We start from the raw sequence: 21111 nt of genomic DNA on the forward strand, positions 1-21111 counted from the left end.
ACAAGGATAATATCCTTCCCTTCGCGCCGGATAACCCTACGTGATGCAAATGGAATCGCGGGTGGCCCCCGGGTCAAATCCTGGATCGGACCCACCCACGGCCACACCTCTCCCATTCAGGGTGGTGCCGCCCACGGTTGCCGACGTGCCGCTGGTCGTCGCCTCGCCCCATTCGGGACATGAATACCCGCAGGAATTCCTCGCACTGTCGCGGCTGGACCGCCCGGCCCTGCGCCGTAGCGAGGATTTTTGCGTCGATGCCCTGCTGACCGGTGCACCGGTAGTGGGCGCGCATATGCTCCACGCCACCTTTCCGCGCATCTATTGCGACGCGAATCGCGATTCGGACGAACTCGACCCCACGATGTTCACCGAGTCCCCGCCCGCAGACCTTACGAGCATCACCCCAAGGGTACGTGCCGGCCTGGGCGTCATTCCCCGCGTTTCGGCATCAGGCACCCCGATCTACCGCACCCGCCTGCCGCTCCGCGAGGCCACGGATCGAATCGCCCGCTTCTGGCGTCCCTATCACAACGCCCTGTCGGCGCTGATCGAAGCCCAGGTCGCGGCACACGGTGTCTGCGTGCTGGTCGATTGCCATTCAATGCCCGGCGCCGGATTGCGGGCCTGCGGCATGCCCGATTTCGTACTGGGAGATGCATGGGGATCGTCCTGCGCGCCCGCCATTACCGAGGCGGCCGAGGCCTGCCTGCGATCCTATGGGTTCAGGACCAACCGCAACGCCCCCTATGCCGGAGGATATGTCACCCGCCATTACGGCAGGCCGGCCACGGGACGGCACGCCTTGCAGATCGAAATCAGCCGAGCACTCTATATGGATGAGAACAGGCTGACGCCGAACGCCGGATTCGGCGATATCCGCACCGTCATGACCGCCCTGCTGCGCGCGCTGGCCGACATTGCCACCAACCTGGCCCGCCCCTCCGGAATCCGGGCATGCTGACACGGCAAATGCGCGTCCGCATGCCCGGCAGAACGACTTTTCAGGCGCTCCTTTATCAGGCTGCCGGAGATGCGCCGCCCGGCGTCTGATGATCCACCGCCGCCGGCAGAAACTGCGCCAGTGCCGGCAGGATCGTCGCCGCCGGCAGACCCGTCTTGTCGACCAGGGCCTGCACCTGCTGATTCGAGAGAATCGAACGCAGTTCGTCCGGAGAAACCGGCAGGTTCTGGCCATTGCCGATCCACGACCGGACCTTGTCTCCCAGACCTGCCTGTTCGGCCTGGGCAAGCAAGGTCGAAATGCCGCTGGGCGAGGTCAGGTCGGCCAGATGCTGATGCACCGTGTCGGTCAGGCCCGTGCTGTCCGCCAGTTCCGTCAGCTTGTTCACCAGTCCGTCAAAGAAACCCGCCATGATCCACCTTCAATGCTGATTGCTTCAGTAGGCGCCGATCGCGAGGGATCAGCCAAGGTGCCCGGACAAAAAAAAGACGGTGCCGAAGCACCGCCAAGTTTAGGGAGGAAACGTCCAAGAAGCAGCCGTTCAAATGAAACGCTGCAACGTGATTCTGATGGCTCAAATCACTTTTAAGTGTCAAGAAAAATCGCGACTGAACACGCGCGAACCGAGACCGGTTGCGCTGCAACGGCCCAACGGCATCCGACAAAAGAGACGGGATTTAAACGGGATTTTCCCGGTCGGATGGTGGGTGCGACAGGGATTGAACCTGTGACCCCCGCCGTGTGAAGGCGATGCTCTACCGCTGAGCTACGCACCCATCCGTGCCCGGTGGGGACCTCTTAATCGATCTCCCTTCGGGCTGCAAGATACCCCGTCACACATTCTTCAAAAGCCGAACATATGGTCCAGCGAGAAGGCGCCATCGGCCCGCATGACACCGTGATAGCCGAACAGCCGGCACGTGACGTCGCGGATCATGACATATCCGCCCATGCCGGCGCGCTCGATGGCCGCCGCACCGAACAGCCGATGCGGCCAGACCATCGTCGATCCCGAACAGGCGATTTCCAGATCCACCTTCGCCACCATCCGCCCCTGCCCGTCATGCAGGCTGAGCATGGTCTGCGACCACGGGCGCCAGGCGGCCGACGCCGGATAGATCAGGCAGCAGAACGCCTCGCCCAGCCCGTTCCCGCCCTTCAGGAACAGCCGCGTGGTCAGCCCCGGCGGCGGTCCGGAATAGGATTGCGGCTCGCCCCTATAGGTCATCACGGTATTGAAGATATGGGCCCCGAAACTGGTCTCGGCCGCATGCCCGCCCTGCCGCGCCGTAAAACGGATCAGCGCATGCAGCCAGCCATCGGCCTCCCCCCCATCGCGGAAATCATAGACCAGTTCCCCGTGCCCCTCGGGCACGCCCAGTTCCGCCACATCCTGCGCCAGATCATGGTCGCGCGGCAGGCAGCCCAGGAATTTCCGACCGGTCAGCCGCCCTTGGGCGTCGAAACAATCCAGACGCAGCGGCAATGTCACCTGCGATTCGGCCATCGGCGACGGCTGGACGACGGTACGAAAGCGCTCGGGGTCCAGAATCGGGAACGGCAGCAGATAGCCCCGCCCCAGACTGGCCGGCAGGTCCGCGATTCCCGGATCGGGGCGCAGGTCCGCACGCTCCACGTTCAGATGGGCAATGCGCGTCCGCGCGGCATGCGTCACCTCGTAGCGCGGCCGCACCAGATACCGCCCCGACCGCAATTCGATCTGCGCCGGCCAGCGCAACTCGGGCAGGCAGCCGGCAACAGGGATCGCCACGGTCTCATAGGGACCAATCCCATGCGGAATCGGCACCTGCCGCTCATCCCCCATGCGATTGAGCGACATCGCACCGGGCGGGATCGGCACCGCGTGGCTATTCTGCACCCACAGCACGACCTCCTCGCCCTCATCCGGCGCCGGCAGGTTGGCATACCGGTCCGACGGCCAGGCATTGGCATCATGCGTGACCGACAGGCTCCGATTATCGCCGGTGCCGTAGGTATCCAGCGCGTATTTCACCACATCATGCCCGGCCACGCCGATCGCATGCACAAACAACTGCCCGACGAAGGGCGGCAGGCCAAAACGCTCGCGCACCTCGCGGCTGTCGATCACGATGGCACTCTCGCCGTCGGGCACACGCTCTTCCCAACTGGCCAGCGCCTCGCCCCGGGCGCCGAACAGCCGCAGCCACAGCCTCACCTCCGACGCGCCATAGCGCGCCCAGTAATTCGCCGTGACCAGACGGGTCGACAATCCATCCGCGTCGCGGAAGAAGGCATGGTTGGTCGCGAAATTCAGCCGGTCGAGATAGCGACCCGGCACGGTCAGCAACGTATCGGGCAACCGCACGCCATCCAGCACGAAGACCCGCGCGCCGTCAGGCAGCAGATGCGCGATCCGGTCGCGCACGCGCGCACCGTCGAAACTCACGGCCAGCACCGCCCCCACCGATGCACGCGGCAGATCCACCAGCGCCCGCGCCGGGCCGGCCGCCGTGGCCTGGCCGACACGCTGCGTATCATGGACATACACACCTTCGATCGCGCCCAGTCCGGATACGCCGCCCGCACCGCCGGGGCACAGCGCCAACACCATGGCGAACATGCCCTCGGGGTCATAGACCGCCACCGGCCCGGCGGCACGGACCGAAGCCGCCAGTCCCGCCAGCGCCTCGGCCGCCAGCGGATGGGCCAGGGCCTTGTAGAGAACATTGCCGCCCGCCTGGGCGTCATAGGTACGAATGTCCAGCATAGGGAATCCATACCGCATAATTCCGCGCCCAGAAATCATACCGTTTGGACAGGCGGCACCCCATATCGAAAGTTTAACCGCTCCCCCATCCGGCCGGAAAGATCAGAAGCCCGCTTCCCCCATCAGCAGCGCGACGGCCCGGCGATACACCCGCGCCAGCAGCGACATCGGCCGGCTCCGGATCACGGCAATACCGGGCTGGCGCGGATTGCGGGACGTGAACGCCTGTTCTGGAGCCAGGATGACGCGATAGACCGCACCGTCAGGGACCAGTTGCCCGTTCTCATCCTTCCGCGCCTGGATATGCCCGCCATAGACCGACGCGGCCTCGGGCGACTCCAGATGCCCGATCGAGGCCGCCGAGATGGCGACTACGCGGGCATCGGTCATGGCCCCATCTCCCCCCGGCGGCCGGAAGCGCGCCTGCGCGCCGATACGCAGCCGGTCGATATCCGCCTCGTCGACATACGCTTCGATGACCGCGCGCGTGTCGGTGACGAGGGTACCGATCCGTTCATGGCGGCGCAGCGTGTCGCCAGCCCGGATATCGGGGGGAACATCCACCAGGCGCCCGGAAAAGGGCGCGCGTACCGTCAACAGCCGCATGGAAGCCTGAAGATGGTCCAGTTCGGCGGTTTCCTGCGCGATCTGGTCGATCGTGTCGTTCAGGGAAGAGGTCTGCGCCGGATCGAAATCGCGCCCGGCCAGGCTGGCACGGAGCGAGACCAGCCGCGCCCGCGCCACCGCGACATCATGCTCCAGCGCCGGCGAACGCAGGACCAGGACGGGCTGCCCTTTCACCACCGCACTGCCATCGACCGGTGGAGCGGTCACGACCCCTGCGTCGTCGGTATAGAGTTCCGCCTGTTCGGCCGCCCGCAGAATGGCCGGCGCCCGCAGGTTCGCCCGCCAGGGAACCAGCAGCGATGCCAGCCCGGCCAGCGCCGCCAGGGCCGTCGCCCGCGCGCGCCGATGGCGGTGGTTGGAGTGCATCCGCCGCCCCCACTCCGCCGCCTCGCGCAGGATGGGCCGGACAAGAAACACCCATAATTCGATGCCCATCAGCACCGCCCCCAGCGCCCGGAACACCGCGTGATAGACGACCAGCGCGATACCGGTGAACAGGAAGAGCCGGTAGAACCAGGTCGCGATACTGTATCCCAGCAGCAGCCCCCCCTGCCTTCGGGAAAACGGCTCCGGCGGCGGCTCGTCCCCCCCGAACAGAAGCCGCCGGGTGCGCCATCGCGTCCAGGCGAAGGCCCGCTCCTGCAGGTTCGGCACGCCAAGCAGGTCGGACAGGATATAATAGCCGTCGAACCGCATCAGCGGGCTGAGATTGACCGACAGAGTCAGGAGCCACGTCGAACTGGCCAGCGTGAACGCCCCGTCGCGCAGCGGACCATCGGGCAGGACGCTCCACACGATCGACGCGCAGACCGCCAGCAGCGTTTCCGCCACCATACCGGCACAGTCGATGACCAGACGGTCCCGCGTCCGCGTCAGGCGCCACGCATCGGTGGTATCCGTCCACAGGACCGGCCACAGAACCAGGAACGCCACCCCCATCGACGGAACGCGGCAGCCGAAATGCCGGGCGGCGATGCCGTGCCCGCATTCATGCAGGATCTTGCTCAGCACCAGCGCGCAGGCGATGCCGAATGCGCCCTCGGGCGTCATCAGCCGCGCGAATCCCTGGACGAACGTCGCCCATTGCTGCGCGATCAGCAGCAGGCTGATCAGGGCGCCTGTGCCGGCCCCCACGCAAAACCCGCGCGTGAACACCCAGCGCAGATGCGGTGCCGCCCACGCCAGAACGCCGTCGGGATTGCAGAGCCGGACCCGGAAGAAAAGATAATGGTGCAACAGCCACGCGACGGCCCCCGGCCGACGGGCACGTTGCGCCAGCCGCTGGCTGTCGCCGGGCATGCCGGCCGTGGTCAGCTCCGCCTGGCGCACGAACAGCAGCATGTCGGTCACGTCCTGCACGCCGGGCCGCAGGGTCGTGGTCGCTTCGATGTCCGCGATGACGGCCTGGATATCGGCCAGATGCCAGCGTTGCAGGATTTCCATCTCGACCCAGCCCAGCCGGATGTAGCGATGCCGGGCAGGGTCGTACAAGGTCCAGGTCGGTGCCCCCGCGAAGACCGGGCCGCGCAGCAATTCCAGGTCGTCGCGCAGGGCCGGCCAGGCCGGTGGCACCGTAGACGCGGCGGAAGGACTCGCGCCGGTCCCGGCGGCACTCAGAACGAAAGCCATTGCCGGATGACGCTCAGCGGCTTGCGCAGCGCCCACAGGATCAGCACATGCCGGGGGCCGTAGATGCGCGCGGTGCCCTTGAGGCCCAGGCGCATGTCCTGCCCCATATCCGCCCGCAGCGTGTAGGCAAGGATTCCGGCCGGCGTGGCGCTGCTGCCATAGGATGCGAAGACCAGGCGGCCCGCATGCGGCCGGTCCGGCCGCACATTGTCGAAGAAGCGCACAGCCGATCCCAGGTCGAAATGCCCGATTTCGGTTACGGGCAGGCGGATTTCGACACGCCGGGACAAGGCGGGCGCAACCATCAGAATACGTTCGCCCGCTTCGACCGGCCGCCCGATCCATTCCGACGGATCATTGTACAGCGCCAGCCCGGTCATCGGCGCCGGGATCGAGGCCTTGCGCAACAGGTCGTCCTGATAACGCATCTGGGCCTCCTCCTCGTCGATACGCCCCCGCAACTGTTCGGCCTGGGCACGCGCCTTCTGATCCGACATGCCGGCCTGCACCGCCTCGTCATATTCGGTCCTGGCAACCTGCCAGGCCTTGCTGGCGACCTGATACTGGCTTTCCAGTTGCGCGCGCTCCAGTTCCACCACGACGACGCCGGCCTGCACCGGCCCGTTCGGCGGCGCGTCGATCTGCCGGACGATCCCGGCGAACGGCGCGCGGATATAAGCCGGATCGGCGGCCACCACCTCGGCCGGCGCCAACACCCAGGATTGGACGGGATAAAGGGCAATGGCGGCGACCAGGGCGCCCGCCCCCAGCACCCAGCGTCGCGCACGGTGCCGCGCCGGAGGCCGGTGCGGCAGGTCGGCCAGTTGCCGGGCCTCGGCATACGCCCCGCCGACCAGGGCCAGCAGCCGGGCCTCCCGTGCGGTCCATGGCTCGGCCCGCGCAAGAAGCCAGCCGCCAACCGGCCCGTGACGCGAGGCCAGTTGCACCAGCAGGGCATGCGATCCCAGCCAGTTCTCCCACGCCGCCCCGATATCGTCCGGCAGGTCGGCGGCCGCCAGGGGGCGGACGCCGCCCGCCGCGCTTCCCTCCCCCGCGTGCCCCTCCTGCCGCATGACGGCCGCGAACACGCTGCCGATCCAGCGGACATAGGGCGCGGATCGCTCGAACACCGCGACACCGGATACCGCCGTCACCGCCTGCGTCGCGTCCGCATACAGGGCCGCTTGCTGATACGGGATCAATTCCCGCATTTCATTGACCAGCACGAAATCCAGCTCATCGCGCGGACAGGCGCGGATACGCTCGCACAATTCCAGAATGCCGGAAAACAGCAGAAGATCGGCCTGACGAACATCTCGGCCCGCGCCCTCGCGCGGGGGGGCATGCGACATCGCGCCGGTCAGTTCTTCAAGACGGCGTCACCGGTCATGCCCGGCAGAAGATCCGGCGCCGGCTGGACCAGTCGGCCATAGACCTTGATGGTCTTGCTGACCGGATCGACCTTGCCCGACAGGCGGGTCACCACCGCATCATAGGTGCGGCCGGTCTCGTGAATCCAGACTTTGAATGGCGTGTCCGGCCGCAACTGCCGCAATTCCATCGACGAGACGATCATGGACAGTTCAAGCGACGAATCGTCGAGAATGTCCAGCATCGGAGTACCCGGCGAAAGATATTGGTAGTTATGGACAAGAACGTTGGATACGCGGCCATTGAACGGGGCGACGATCGTGCATTGCGCGACCACCGCCGTCGCCATCTCCAGGTCGGCCTCGGCCGCCTGGGCATCGGCTGCGGCCGACTGGAGATCGGACACGCTCCACTGGCCGAGCGCCTTCATGCGGTTCTGGACCTCCAGAAGCCCCTTGCGCTTGATATGTTCGGCCCGCGCATGGGCCAGCGTCGCCTTCTGCTGGCCGCACTGGAACCGTGCCAGGACATCGCCGACATGAAACCGATCGCCATCGCGAAACGGAAATTCGGTCAACTGGCCGGACATGGTCGCGCTGATCTGCGCGCTGACCGGCGTTGAGACCTGCACGGCGGGACCATGCGCGACAGGCTGCCCATCGCCGGACGGCGGGGCCGTCAGGGCAGCGGACAAGAGGGCCGGGGCCGCCGTCGGACCACCCGCGACAGGCGACTGCACCGCCGGTAGCAACGACGCCGGCGTCCCCGCATGCTTACCGGCCTCGGGCGCCGACTGCACGCCAGCCGCCCAGGCTCCCGCGCCGTGCAGGCCCGTCAGCAGGAAAAAAGACAGGGCAACGGCAAGACGCATCCTGATGTCATTTCCGTGACCGGAACCAGGCGACATCCCTGACACGGAATATGGGCGAGTAGACATGTCCGGTCCCGATCTCTCCATTATCCGGCGCCGACAGGCACCGCGGCCGAGGCGACGGGCACGGTCGCGGCATGCGCCGGCACGGCTTCCGACAACCTCAGATCCGGCAACTGGCCGGCCTCCCACCCCGCGATCGACCGTTCGACTTGCGCGGTCAGATGATCCAGGTCCTGGATATCCGCATTGGCCGGCACCAGGTCGACACCGACCGAGGCGTAGATGTTGGCCAATGCCTGATGCGTCTGAGCCAGGCTGCGGCTATAAGACAGTTGGCCCAGCAGCGCCGCCATCTGATGGCGGATGCGATCGGCCTTGGACTGCGCGCCGGCCGACGAGGCGACATCCGCCAGCCGCTCCATCTGCAAGCTGACAGCGTTGATGGCACGGGCGGTCTTCAATCCGTCCAGCGCGGTGCGATAGTGCTGCGCGCTCAGATTGACCTGCGTGAGCACCGCAATGCTCAGTGCCAGGCGCCGCGTTTCCGATAGCTTGATATTGCTCTTGGCCATCGCGATGGCGCGCGGCCCCTGCACCAGATTCATCAGGTTGATGGTGCCGCGGACGCCGATCTGCCCCCAGATATTATGGACCAGCAGGCTGTTGGAATCGAAATTGCCGTTCCCGATAGCGCCGATGCCCGGCATCATCTTCAGGATTTCCTTGTAGACGTCCTGCCGATCGATCTGCTGCTGGTAGACTTCCATCCGCAATTCGGGCCGCATGACAAGGCCCACATGCTCCAGCGCGGCATCGTCCAGCGACGCGACCGGCTGCACGTCCTGCGGCATCGTCGTCAATGTCGGGACAGCGTCCTGCGGTACGTCGATCAGCGAGGCAAGCTGGATTCTGGCGCTGATCAGCTCGCCGCGAATGCGGCGCAACTCACCCAGAAGCTGGATGACATATTGCTGGTAGTCCAGCAATGTCAGGGGCGATTGCAGATGCGCGTCCGCCGCGTCGTGCGACGCGGCCAGCATCGCCTCCGCGTCCGCGATGATCGGGTCCAGCCGGGGCAACATGGCCTGCGCGGCCACGGCCTCCCAATAGCTGGCGGTCACCGCCTTCACCAGGTCATTGATGGCACGGCGCCGGCGCTCGACCGCGATCAGCGCCCGGTATGCCTGCTGACGCGCGCTGAAATAGCTGATACCGGCATCCATCAGGTTCCACGAGAAGCTGATGTCCCCCGTGCCATGGGCGGCCTGCTCGGAATAGGAATAATCCAGCGAGCGCTGGTTGGTGAACCAGTCGATGCTTTCCGCCGCATTGTTGTTGCTGCGCTGCGAATAGCCGGCATCGGCCGCCAGATGCGGCAGCATCTGCATCAGGGCGAGGTCGATCTGCTTTTCCTGCTGGCTGGCTTCCAGCTTCGCGACCTGCGCGTCGTAATTATATTTCAGGGCCCGCGCGATGGCCGTTCCCAGGGTCAGGCCGCCTTTCAGCGGGATATAGCCCGCCGCAAGGGTCGCCTGGTCCGCGTCCGCGCGCCTGACATGGTCCTGCAAGGACATCGGCTTCGGGCGAACGCCGCATGCCGTGAGCGCAAGAAGGGCAGAAAGGGCGACGGATACAACCGGAAGCCGCCTGGCGCCTTTAACGTAATGGTGCATTGTATCCGCATTTCAAACAAGAATGGTTGAAGCGCCCCAGTAGCGCATTCCCGAATAAATCGCCGTCATGGCTACTCTTTGCCTTAAAATGTCTTTTTGTTATTTGGTCAATAGAGATCCGTTGCGCTGCGATAAATTTAGGACGGAATTCGAGCTTCGGAGCGAACACCTCCCATTTGGGAGTTTTTTCGCCGAAATCTGAATTCTCCCCAAAAAAAATTAATGCATAACGCTATATTGCATCTTCGGGAAATTCCGCCCTATCCTGTACAATATATTATTGTCTCGTGGCGCCTCGATATGATCCGCCGCGAAATATTCTCTTTAGGGCGGCCCGATGCGTCTGATCTTGGAACAACGCTATCTCTTCGACGGCAGCATCGCGCATGTCGCCCATCGCCATGCGCGGCATGACGGGCTCGACACGCACACGGGCACCGCCGTCGCCGATGCGATGGAGACCGTGACGGATGCCCCGCCGGCCGCGGGCGCCCCGCGCCACGACCCCGGCCATCCCGACGAGCGCCAGGCCCCCACCCTCGCCGACGGCGCGAATGCCGCCGCCGGGTCGCTGAACGCGATCGTCTTTGTGGACTCACGCGTCACCGACTGGAAAGAACTCACCGCCTCGCTGCCCGACACGGTCGGCGTCGTCGTCATATCGCCCGACAGCAACGGCATGGACGTGGTCTCGCGCGTCCTGGCGCATCAGCAGGACCTGCGATCGGTCAGTTTCCTGACCTACGGCCAGCCTGGGCAGGCCGAACTGGGCAGCAGCACCATCAGCGCCGCCACGGTGCAGGTCGATGCACGGCAGGTCACGGCATGGGGCGACGCGCTGGCACCGGGCGGGCAGATCCTGTTCTGGGGTTGCGATGTCGGCCAGGGGGCGGACGGCCAGGCGCTGGTCGACGACCTGCATACGCTGACGGGCGCCGACATCGCGGCCTCGACCGACCGCACCGGCCTGGCAACCCTGGGCGGCGACTGGACGCTGGAACGGACGGCGGGCATATCCTCGGCGCAGGTGGCCAGCCCGTTCACGGCGCAGGCACAGGCCGATTACGCACACGTGCTGGACACGCTTCCCGTCGCGAATGTCACGCTGGCCAAGCAGGCCAGCGCCATGCTGGGCAGCACGTTTACCGACACCATCACTTTTTCCAATACGGGCAATGCCACCGGCTATTCGCCCTATGTCCAGATTTTCGCGCCAACCAACAGCAAGCAATACACGCCGCTGCAATCGTTGCAGGTGCAGGGCGCGCCGGCAGCGCTGACGACCGTTCAGTCCGTTGCCCTGACGCTGGGCACCGACTCCCATGTCGGCGCCACGAATCCCCTGACCGGTCAATGGGTCGATGCACCCTCGGGTCTGGCGGTGGGCGACACGATGTACGTCGCCGCCCTACCGTTCGGCAGCTACACGGTGGGGCAGCCGGCCGTGACCGTGCTGGCGACATTCGGCACCGAGAGCAGCGACGGGACGACGACCGTCAGCCAGTTGAGCAGCGCGCCGGGCGGCGCACCGGTGGACATCTATGCGTCCGGCGGCTACGCGCTGGGCAGTTCGCCCACCGGCAACGGCGCCATCGCGGGCGCCCCCAACCAGGCATCGGGCAGCACGTCGGTGGACCTGCTGGATGTGACGTCGCAGATCATCACGCCGGTCGGCGAAGGCGAGGACCCGACCGGCTCGGCCTGGCCCGATACCTATCGGGTGACCGTCACCCCGGCACCGGCGGCGACATCCGCCAATCCGATCGTCCAGGCGACCGTTACCATCCAGTTGCCGGATACCGTTATCTATAAAGGCGCCAGCTCCCTGTCCTTTACCGACGGCACCGGCACGCCCGATGCGACGGCGCTGTCCGGCCAGCCCGGCGGCAAGGTGACGCTGAACCTGTCGAACGTGTCGTATACCGGCACGCCGATCGCGGTCGATATCCCGGTCTACGTTCCGCGGAACGATGCGACCGGCAACCCGATCCTGTCGGCCGACGTCGGTGGTGTCGTCAATCCGGTGACGATCGACGCGCCCATAACGGGCTATACCGCCGGCACCTGGACCGCCCCCGCCGGGTCGGTCGACCATGGGCAGACCGAAAATTTCAGCGGTACCATCGCATCGACCGGCAACATATTTGCGGCCAAGGCGTTTGCCATTCAGGACAGCGCGAGCAGCACCAGCGACGGCACGGCGGGCTTCATGCCCGGCGACACGATCACGCATACGATCTCGGTCGAAAATTCGAACTATTACGAATCGAACATCCAGCAGATCACCGGCACGCTCAGCGACGGGCAGTTGATCGACGGAAACACGCACCCGCAATTTACCTATACGGGCACGGACAATCAGTCGCACACTGTCGATCTGGGCGCCAATCCCGACGGATCGACGGGCACAAATCCCTATTTCCACTACACGTACGATGCCACGACCGGCACCACGTCCATGACGTTCGACGTGGGCGCCGCGATGGCGGCGGGCGGCCCCCTGCCCCCCATGCAGGCCGGAACCCGAGGCACCCTCACCTACGACACCGTGGCCCAGCAGAATTTCGCGAAGACCGGCCAGCCGGTGACCGAGGGCGACATCCTGGCATCCAATGTCAGCGCGACGGCCCAGCTTCTCGATCTGTCCGGGAATGCCCTGGGCCAAACCGCCACCGATGATTCGCACACCTCCCTGGCGGTGCCGCAGGGCACGCCCGGCCTGACGATCGTGGCGATCAATGGCGATACGAATGCCGCCGGCGACCCGATCCGTGCCGGCGATACCGTGACCTACGAGGCCACGTACAACCTCAAGGCGGGAACGTTCCAGGGGCTGGGCCTGTCGTCCTACCTGCCGCTGCCGCTGTTCGACGTGGCCCAGCCCACGGCCTCGGGCAGCCCTTCATCCTTCAGCCTCCAGACGGGCGGCACGGCCTCCACCCTGGCTGCCGGGCAATATAGCCTGGAATCCGCGCCGGGCAGCGTCGGCATCCAGTCGATGTCGGTGGATTCCACTGCAAACGGCGTGACGTTCAAGATGGATAACGGGACCACCTATATCGCCAACGGCGGTACGGTGAAGATCCTGTTCGCCGTCAAGGCGACGGACACGCCCTTCGCCAACGGCCTGACCATGACCAGTCAGGAACAGTCGAATTTCACGAACGGCGAAAGCCAAACGACCGCGAACTCGCTGATCGTCCAGTCGACCGTCGGCTCGCCGCAGGCGGAATTGAAGACCGGCATCGTGTCGGTGGTGAACAATGCCAACGGCAACACCACGGATAGCAATGTCGCCTATACGGTGCAGGATGGCAGCCTGCCCACCAGTTCCAGCACCGGCGGCCTGGTGCAGTCGGACGACCAGAACGTGTCGAACGTGCAGGGGAACGAAACCGCGCGCGTGTCCACCACCATAGCCAATACTGGTGATGGCGGGATGTACAATCTGACCGTGAAGGGCACCCTCCCGACCGGGGTAAGCGCGGCCTCGATCAGCAGCATCACGATTACACCATCGGACAGTCGGTCGCCCGTAACGATCACGAACGCGAGCCTGATCGCGGATTATTTCGGCTCCGGCCTGAACCTGGCCACCCAGACGAGTCTAGGGGCGGCGGAAACCGGCAAGACCGGCGAGGTACTGGCTGGCGCGACCGTCAGCGGCAGCACCGTCACCGGTATCGACAGTCTGGCCATTACCTATGACCTGGCCCTGCCGGCATCGACCAACCCGGGATCGACGCTGACAGCCGGGGCGCAGGTGCTGTCCTACAGCAACACCAACAATACCGATGCGTCGAATTTCATCACCTCCAGCGGCAGCACGGCCACGCAGTTGGGCGGCTCTGCGACTGGCGGCGATATCAATGACAGTGCGACCATCGCCACGCAGAATCCCGGCATTTCGCAGGTAATCAGCAAGTCGCGCATCAACGATTCCAGCGGCTCGTCCCAGACCGACTATCATGGCACGGACGAAGCCAGCGCCACGGCGAATGTCGAAGGCACCAGCGGAGCCAACAACACGGTGGTGCCGGGCGAACAGCGCGACACCACCATCAGCGTGACCGTACCGCAGGGCACGATCAGCAATGCGGGCCAGCCCGTTACGGTCACGGTCGACCTGCCGAAGGGAGTGACCTACGCCAACGGGACGGCCACCATGGTCAGCGCCGGCGGAACCGGGGCCGTGTTGCAGCCCGTCGGCACGCCGACATCGGATGGAAATGGCGGCACCATCCTGACCTTCGACCTCGGCAGCAGCGTGACGAACAGCGCGGCCGGCCCCGCGACGATACAGTTGAAATACACGGCCAATTACACGCCGGACCTGGCCGATGGCACGACCGTCAATCTGTCGGCAACGCTCCATTACACGCAGGATGGCAGTACATCGACCACGCTGAGTGCCGCGAATCTGCCCGTGATCGACCACGTCCCCAGTCTGAGCGAGTCGATCACGGAAACAGGGGCGATCTATAGCGGCGCGCCCGTTACCTTCACGGCCACGATTACAAATAATGGCAAGGTGCCCGCCTATAATGTGACGGTCGCACCGACGACCGCGAACATGACCGTTACCGGATATAAGTACAACGGCACCACATATGCCACGATCGCGGCCATGCAGAGTGCGATCGATGCCGCTATCAGCAGTACGGGACTGGCAGCCAATGGCTCCCTCTCCTACGACATCATCGGAACGGTCAATCCCAACCTTGCGGCCGGAACGAGTGTCTCGGCAAGCGACTCCGGCACATTCAAATCCGTCCCCAGCAATAATCCGATCGATCCAAGCACCGTCTATTCGGGGAATTTCACCGGCACCAATACCTTGCCGGTCGTCGCCGGGATCAAGGCCACGATGCAGATCGTGGGCGAACAGGCGGGCACGGATGCAAGCCATCCCAGCGACGGCAATCCGCGAACCTCCGTCAACGTGGTGCCCGGCGACCAGGTCACGCTACGCGGCATCGCCCAGTTGCCCGAAGGGTCGAACGGCACCGTCAAGCTGACATTCAGCGTGCCGTACAATCTGGACGTTGTCGATTATGCCAACAGCGTCAAGATCATGCTGGCCAGCCCCGATCAGCAACTATCGGTCGAAAACCTGGTCGCATCCCCGCCGGGCGGCTTGCAGCAATTAACGACCAGCAGCGGCGGCATCCCGTCCGGCTTTGCAAGCGTCACGCTCGCCCAGGCCCTGCAAGCGGGCAATTATACCTACACGCCCGGCACGAGCGCCTCCCCAGGCACGCTGACGCTGACCCTGGGCACCGTGTCGGACAATCCCACGACCACGCAGTCCGCCAGCAACGGCACCAACACCTATGTCATCGTCGATATCCCGGCCTATGTCGCCAATACGGCGGCGAACACGGACAACATACCGTTTTCTGAACATCTGACCGTGGCGGCGAACGGCAGCGCGTCCGCCGCCACCAGCGCCAACGTCACCGAAACGGTACAGGAACCGAAGATCGCCCTGACGAAGGATATCCAGTCCATCGCCTACAACGCCGACGGCTCGGCGACGGTGACCTACACGGACACGTTGAAAAATATCGGGGATGCCACGGCCTATAACGTATCGCTGAACGACCTGCTGGCCGGCGGCGGTAACGAAACCTATACGGGCACGGTGACGAACGTTGACGGCACGGGGGCCACGGTCAAGACGGCACCGGCCGAAGGCAGCGGTGCCCTGACCGGCACGTTCACCCTCGCGCACGGCGCGACGGAAACCATTACCTATACGGTCAGGCTGGCCAACCAGAAACTCGGCGCGCCCGAAAGCACCGCGACGGTGACATGGCAGTCGCTGGACATATCGGGCAGCACGGGCGGCGTGGATCAAAGCCGCGACGGCAGCGGCAGCACGGCGAACGGCACCCTCAACAATTACGTCGCGTCGGTCACCACCGGCCTGGCCGCCATTTCAGGGAATGTGTGGCAGACGCTGGGCAATGATCCAGCCCATTTCAGCAGCCCTGATACGGAACTTTCGGGCGTCGCGATCGCACTGACCGCCAGCACCAAGGATAGCGCCAGCCCCTATACCCAGACCGTACAGACCGGCACCGACGGCAGTTACACCGCCCTGATGCCGATCTATCAGACCAACGGCACGCTTAATCCTCCCGCCAGCCTGGCCACGATCGCGGCGCCAACCATTACGGCCAGCACGCCGGCCCAGACCGGCGGCCAGACCGTGACCAGCGATACGCTGGAATATAACGACGGCAACACAGGCGCGGCGGCCCGCGCGACCATCACCGTAACGGCTGACAGCGGCGACACGACCCACCTCACCGCCACCAACGTCAACATGTCCTTCGCCGCGTCCGATACGCCGCCGGTCTTGACGGCGGGCGCTGGCACGAGCTGGGCCTCGCCCACCCCCATTTCAGGCAACAATACCGGCGCGCCGGTCCTGGTGGGCGGGGCGGTTACGGTGGCCGATACGCAACTCGATACGCTGGGCAATTATGGCGGCACGGTCCTGACGATCCAAAGCAGCAACGGCTCGGGTGCGTTTTCCTTGCAGAACGGATCGTCCGTGACGCTCGGCAGCGGTACCCAGCTTATGCGCGGCGGTACGCTCATCGGCAGCTATACGAATTCGGGCACATTGACGCTGACATTCAACGGCAATGCCACGGCCGCGGATGTCCAGGCCGTGCTGCAAAACCTGCAATATAGTTCCAGCCTTGCCCTGCCCGGCAACGCGGGCACGTCCAAACTGGCCATCACCGCCACGCTGAATGACGGCAACGCCAACCTGCCGGGCTACGATACCGGCCCGCAGGGCACCGGAACGGATATCGCCCACACGCAAAGCAATACCCTGACCGCCTATATCGACATCCCGCCCGGATCGGGCTTTACCAGCACGTTCATCGAACCGAACGACAGCTCGACCGCCAATTCATCGATCGGCGGCGATAGCGGGGCATCGGCCGGCAAGGTGACGGTGGACAGCGCGCTGACACTCGGCGGCTCAGGCACCATCAGCCAGGCGACGATCACGATCAATCCGACGGATTTCAAGACAGGTGAGGATCAGCTGACCGGTCCCGCCAACGGCACGGCGGGCGACATCGCCTCGTCTTACGATGCGACGACGGGTGTACTGACCCTGACCAGCGCCAGCGGCGCCTCGATGTCGACATGGCAGACGGCTCTGCGAAATGTCAGCTATTACAACACGTCCAACGAACCGACGATCGGTACGCGCGGCATCACCATCGCACTGACCGAAAACGGCAATGCCACCCCCGTGACCACGACGGGCAGCGTGACCGTGGTGGCATCGGACGACTCGCCAGTTCTGGATACGACCGTTCCCGTTTCGCTGGCCTCGGGCAGCGAAACGGAGGCCATGAACACACCATCCGGCCAGCCCTCCGCCACGGCCGGCACGCTGGTCAGCGACCTGGTCGGGTTCAAGAACGGCTCGTCCGGACCAGGCAACGTGATCGACCCCGATGGCAAGAACCAGACCGGCGGCACCGCCGGCGCGTCGCTGCCCGGCATCGCCATTATCGGTGCGCTGACGAATGCGGGGCAGCCCGACGGCACCAGCACCGCGCCGGTCGGCATCTGGTGGTACACCACCGATGGCGGTACGACGTGGACGCAATTCCCCACATCGCCCAGCGCCTCCAATGCGCTGCACCTGGTGGCCGACAGCCAGACCCGCGTCTATTTCCAGCCGACGGAAGCCAACTGGAACGGCACGATCAACAATGCGCTGACCTTCCGCGCCTGGGATCAGTCGGATGGCACGGCCAATGGCACGGTTTCGGCCCTGCCCTCGGGCCTTGGCACCGGCAATGCGACGAATGCCGGCATCAGCCCGGCCGGCGCCGCCTATTCCAGTGCCGTCGATACCTTGAATCTGACAGTCGCCGCCGTAAATGACGCACCAACCAATAACGGCATGGCGTCGGTGTCCATGCCGACGGTACCGGTGAACAGCACGGGTCCGGGCCAGACGGTCGGCGCGCTGTTCGGCAACGCGTTCTCCGACACGGCGGACCAGCAGCATTCGTCGAACAACCTCACCGGGTCGGTGGCGAACACCCTGGCGGGCGTGGCCATCACCAACGACGCCGCAACCGCGTCGCAGGGCGCGTGGCAATATTCGACCGACGGCGGCGCGACCTGGACGGCCGTGCCGACGACCGTCTCGGCCACCAGCGCCCTGGTGCTGCCGACATCGGCGACCCTGCGCTTCGTATCGGCACCGGGTTATTTCGGACCGGTCGGCAGCCTGACGGCGCATGCGATCGACAGCAGCGGTTCGTCGGACAACGCCCTCCCCTTCAGGGATCAGAACGGCAATCCGGTCTTCGGGTCCGATGTGGCGGCCGGCAGGGCATATACCAATGCCGATGTCAGCACCGCCGGCGGGGCATCCCCGGTCAGCGCCGACACCACGGCCCTGACCATTGCCGTCAGCGACGCGCCGACCAGCGGCACGCCGCAGATGGCCGCCGAGACGGAAGATACGTCCACGCCCCCCAGCGACACGGTCGGCAGCCTGTTTACCCCCGTCCTGTCGGACCCGACGCGGCCAGGGGCCGCGGTCGCGGGCGTGGCCATTACCGCCAACACGGCGAACGCGGCGACGCAGGGCGTGTGGCAATACTCCACCGACGGCGGCTCGACCTGGGCGCCGGTGCCGACGACCGGTCTGTCGGACGCCAGCGCGCTGGTGCTGCCGCAAGGCGCCAAGCTGGAATTCCTGCCGGTGGCCAATTTCAATGGCCAGCCGGGCGGCCTGACAACCAGGGTGATCGACAATACCGGTGCCGCCGACGGCGTGACGCCGCTCTACGAAAACGCGGGCACACCGGTCTATGGCGCCGATCTGGCCACGGCCACGGCGGCGCAAACGGTGGATCTCACCGCCGCCAGCCAGGGGTCATCGTCGGTCGGCTCCAACAGCGTGAATCTGACCATTCCGGTCACCCCGGTCAACGACGCGCCCATCGCCAGCCCGGCCCCCGCCTTTCTGCCGTCCGTCGAGGACCAGCCCGCGGAACCGGCGCAGAGCGTCGGCAGTCTGTTCGGCAGCCATTTCTCCGACACGGCCGACCAGCAGAAATCGGCCGGCAATGCCACGGGCTCGACCGCCAACACCCTGGCCGGCATCGCCATCACCGCAGACGCCGCCGATCCGGCGACACAAGGCGCATGGCAATATTCGGTCGACGGCGGAACGCACTGGGTGGCCGTGCCGGCGGACGTGTCGTCCACCCATGCGCTGGTACTGTCGTCCGGCGCGCTGCTGCGCTTCGAACCGGTGGCGAATTATAACGGCGTCCCCGGCGGCCTGACCGCGAAACTGATCGAGAATAGCGGCCAGAATGGCGGGGCGGACGGTGCGCCGCCACTCTATACCGACCCCACCACCAGCCAGCCGGTCTATGGCTACGACCTGGGCCGCGCCCCCGCCAGCCCGACGACCGCTACGCCGGCGATCGCGCAGGCGGGCGTGGATGTATCGTCGGCAGGCGGGACCACGTCGCTCAGCCTGGCATCGGTGCCGCTGGGCACGATCGTCACGCCGACGAACGACGCGCCGGTGATGACGGGCGCGCCGCAGGCGTTGAGCGAAGTCGAGGACCCGACCCAGCCGCCGCCGAACAATACGGTGTCCTCCCTGTTCCAGCCCGTGTTCTCGGATGCGGCGGATGCCTCCAACCTGTCCACGGCCAATTCCCTGGCGGGCATCGCGCTGACCGGCGACGCGGCCGATGCGGCGACGCAGGGCGTGTGGCAATATTCGGTCAATGGCTCTCCCTGGACGACGATACCGGCGGGCAGCCTTTCGGATACCAGCGCCCTGGTGCTGCCGGGCACGGCGCGCCTGCAATTCGTGCCGGTGGCCAACTATAACGGCCAGCCGGGCGGCCTGACGGCGCATGTCATCGACGATAGTACCGCCGCGCAAGGGGCTCTGCCCGCCTTTGCCGACAGCAATGGCAATGCGGTCTATGGAGCCGACGTGGCCGGTGCCACCAGCGCCTATGTGGGCGTGGATGTCAGCGCGGCGGTCAATGGCGGCGACGGCACGGCCCCGGACGATCGCACATCGGTCAGCGCGGGCAGCCAGGTGCTGAACGTCACCGTCGTAGCCGTCAACGACGCGCCGACCGTCAGCGGCACGACCATCATCATGCCGACCGAAACGAATTCCACCCCGGCAGGGGCCGACGTCCGGTCGCTGTTCACGCCCATCTTCTCCGACGCGGCGGATGCGCAGCATTCGCCATCCGATCCTACGGGGTCGACGGCGAACACGCTGGCGGGCGTGGTCGTGACCGGCGATGCGGCGACTGCCTCACAGGGGGTGTGGCAATATTCGACGGATGGCGGCAGAAGCTGGACGGCCGTGCCGGCGGATGTATCGCCGAACAACGCGCTGATCCTGTCGGCGGGCGCACAACTGCAATTCGTGGCAAGCGGCACGTTCACCGGCACGCCGGGCGCACTGACGGCGCATGTGATCGACAGCAGCGATGCCGCCAGCGGCGCGCCGCCATTGTCGGGCAGCGGCGGCAGCGCGCTCCATGGCTCCACGCTGGCGGCCTATCCCACCGGGGGCGACGTGTCGCCGACCAATCCGGCCTTCGCGCTATCCGGCGTGGATGTTAGCGCCGCCACCGGCGCCTCGACGCCGCTGGCACCGATCGATACCAATGCTATCAGCGCGCAGGGCGTGCAGTTGATCGTACCGGTCCACGACGCCCCGGTCATGACGGCCCCCCCGGCAGCCCTGACCGAACCCGAGGATTCGACCCACGGAAATGCGGCAACGACCACGGTTGAGGCGGTGCTGAACCAGCCGGGCGTGTTCGGCATTCCAGCGGGCGGCACCAACGGCGCAGCAGGAATCGCCATTACCGGCGATGCCGCGGATGCCGCAACGCAGGGCACATGGTACTATTCCACCGATAGCGGCCAGACCTGGACCGCCATAACCGCCACGGCCTCCCCCGGCGGCGTATCGGGCGGCAACGCGCTGGTGCTGTCGGGTGGCGCGGAACTGCAATTCGTGCCGGTGGCCAACTATAACGGCCAGCCCGGCGGCCTGACGATGCAGGTCATCGACAGCAGCAATGCGGCACAGGGCGCGGCACCGCTCTATACCGATCCCACCACCGGCAACCCGGTCTATGGCGCCGACCTCGCCAACGCCACGAACCCGATC

9 protein-coding genes and 1 tRNA gene are annotated in these 21111 nt (G+C 65.7%); 3 read left to right on the top strand and 7 right to left on the bottom strand.

What is annotated here, in order from left to right; all coding sequences use genetic code 11:
- Nucleotides 1–124: 124 nt before the first annotated feature.
- A complete protein-coding gene (locus HLH36_RS17655; RefSeq protein WP_338030487.1) occupies nt 125–964 on the top strand; it encodes an N-formylglutamate amidohydrolase in 840 nt (279 codons plus the stop codon).
- 55 nt (nt 965–1019) lie between these two features.
- Here the strand turns inward: HLH36_RS17655 and HLH36_RS17660 are convergent, their stop codons facing one another.
- Nucleotides 1020–1376, bottom strand: a complete 357-nt coding sequence (locus HLH36_RS17660; RefSeq protein ID WP_182964036.1) for a YidB family protein — start codon at nt 1374–1376, stop codon at nt 1020–1022.
- Nucleotides 1377–1388: 12 nt separating this feature from the next.
- Here HLH36_RS17660 and HLH36_RS17665 point away from each other — a divergent pair, with 12 nt between their 5' ends.
- Nucleotides 1389–1553 (top strand): hypothetical protein, encoded by a 165-nt coding sequence (locus tag HLH36_RS17665; protein WP_182987601.1) that lies wholly within the window; start codon nt 1389–1391, stop codon nt 1551–1553.
- 112 nt (nt 1554–1665) lie between these two features.
- Here the strand turns inward: HLH36_RS17665 and HLH36_RS17670 are convergent.
- The 6 genes from HLH36_RS17670 to HLH36_RS17695 form a co-directional block, all read right to left on the bottom strand.
- A tRNA-Val gene (locus HLH36_RS17670) sits at nt 1666–1740 on the bottom strand.
- A gap of 68 nt (nt 1741–1808) precedes the next feature.
- Nucleotides 1809–3713, bottom strand: a complete 1905-nt coding sequence (locus tag HLH36_RS17675) for a hypothetical protein (protein WP_182987602.1) — start codon at nt 3711–3713, stop codon at nt 1809–1811.
- 102 nt (nt 3714–3815) lie between these two features.
- Complete coding sequence (locus HLH36_RS17680; protein WP_182987603.1) at nt 3816–5969, bottom strand: HlyD family efflux transporter periplasmic adaptor subunit; 2154 nt, start codon at nt 5967–5969, stop codon at nt 3816–3818.
- Nucleotides 5954–7321: an efflux RND transporter periplasmic adaptor subunit gene (locus HLH36_RS17685; RefSeq protein WP_182987604.1), complete on the bottom strand. Its 1368-nt coding sequence runs from the start codon at nt 7319–7321 to the stop codon at nt 5954–5956. The genes HLH36_RS17680 and HLH36_RS17685 overlap by 16 nt, the downstream gene beginning before the upstream one ends.
- Nucleotides 7322–7329: 8 nt before the next feature.
- Nucleotides 7330–8211 carry an efflux RND transporter periplasmic adaptor subunit gene (locus HLH36_RS17690; protein WP_182987605.1) on the bottom strand — a complete coding sequence of 294 codons (882 nt, stop codon included), beginning with the start codon at nt 8209–8211 and terminating at the stop codon, nt 7330–7332.
- 86 nt (nt 8212–8297) lie between these two features.
- Nucleotides 8298–9788, bottom strand: a complete 1491-nt coding sequence (locus HLH36_RS17695) for a TolC family protein (RefSeq protein WP_246377015.1) — start codon at nt 9786–9788, stop codon at nt 8298–8300.
- A 436-nt stretch (nt 9789–10224) separates the two neighbouring features.
- On the opposite strand from HLH36_RS17695, the gene HLH36_RS17700 reads away from it, so the two are divergent.
- Nucleotides 10225–21111 (top strand): DUF4347 domain-containing protein (locus HLH36_RS17700; RefSeq protein ID WP_182987607.1); only part of this gene is annotated, 10887 nt, incomplete at its 3' end.

The organism is Gluconacetobacter aggeris, assembly GCF_014174395.1.
Classification (GTDB): Bacteria; Pseudomonadota; Alphaproteobacteria; order Acetobacterales; family Acetobacteraceae; genus Gluconacetobacter; species Gluconacetobacter aggeris.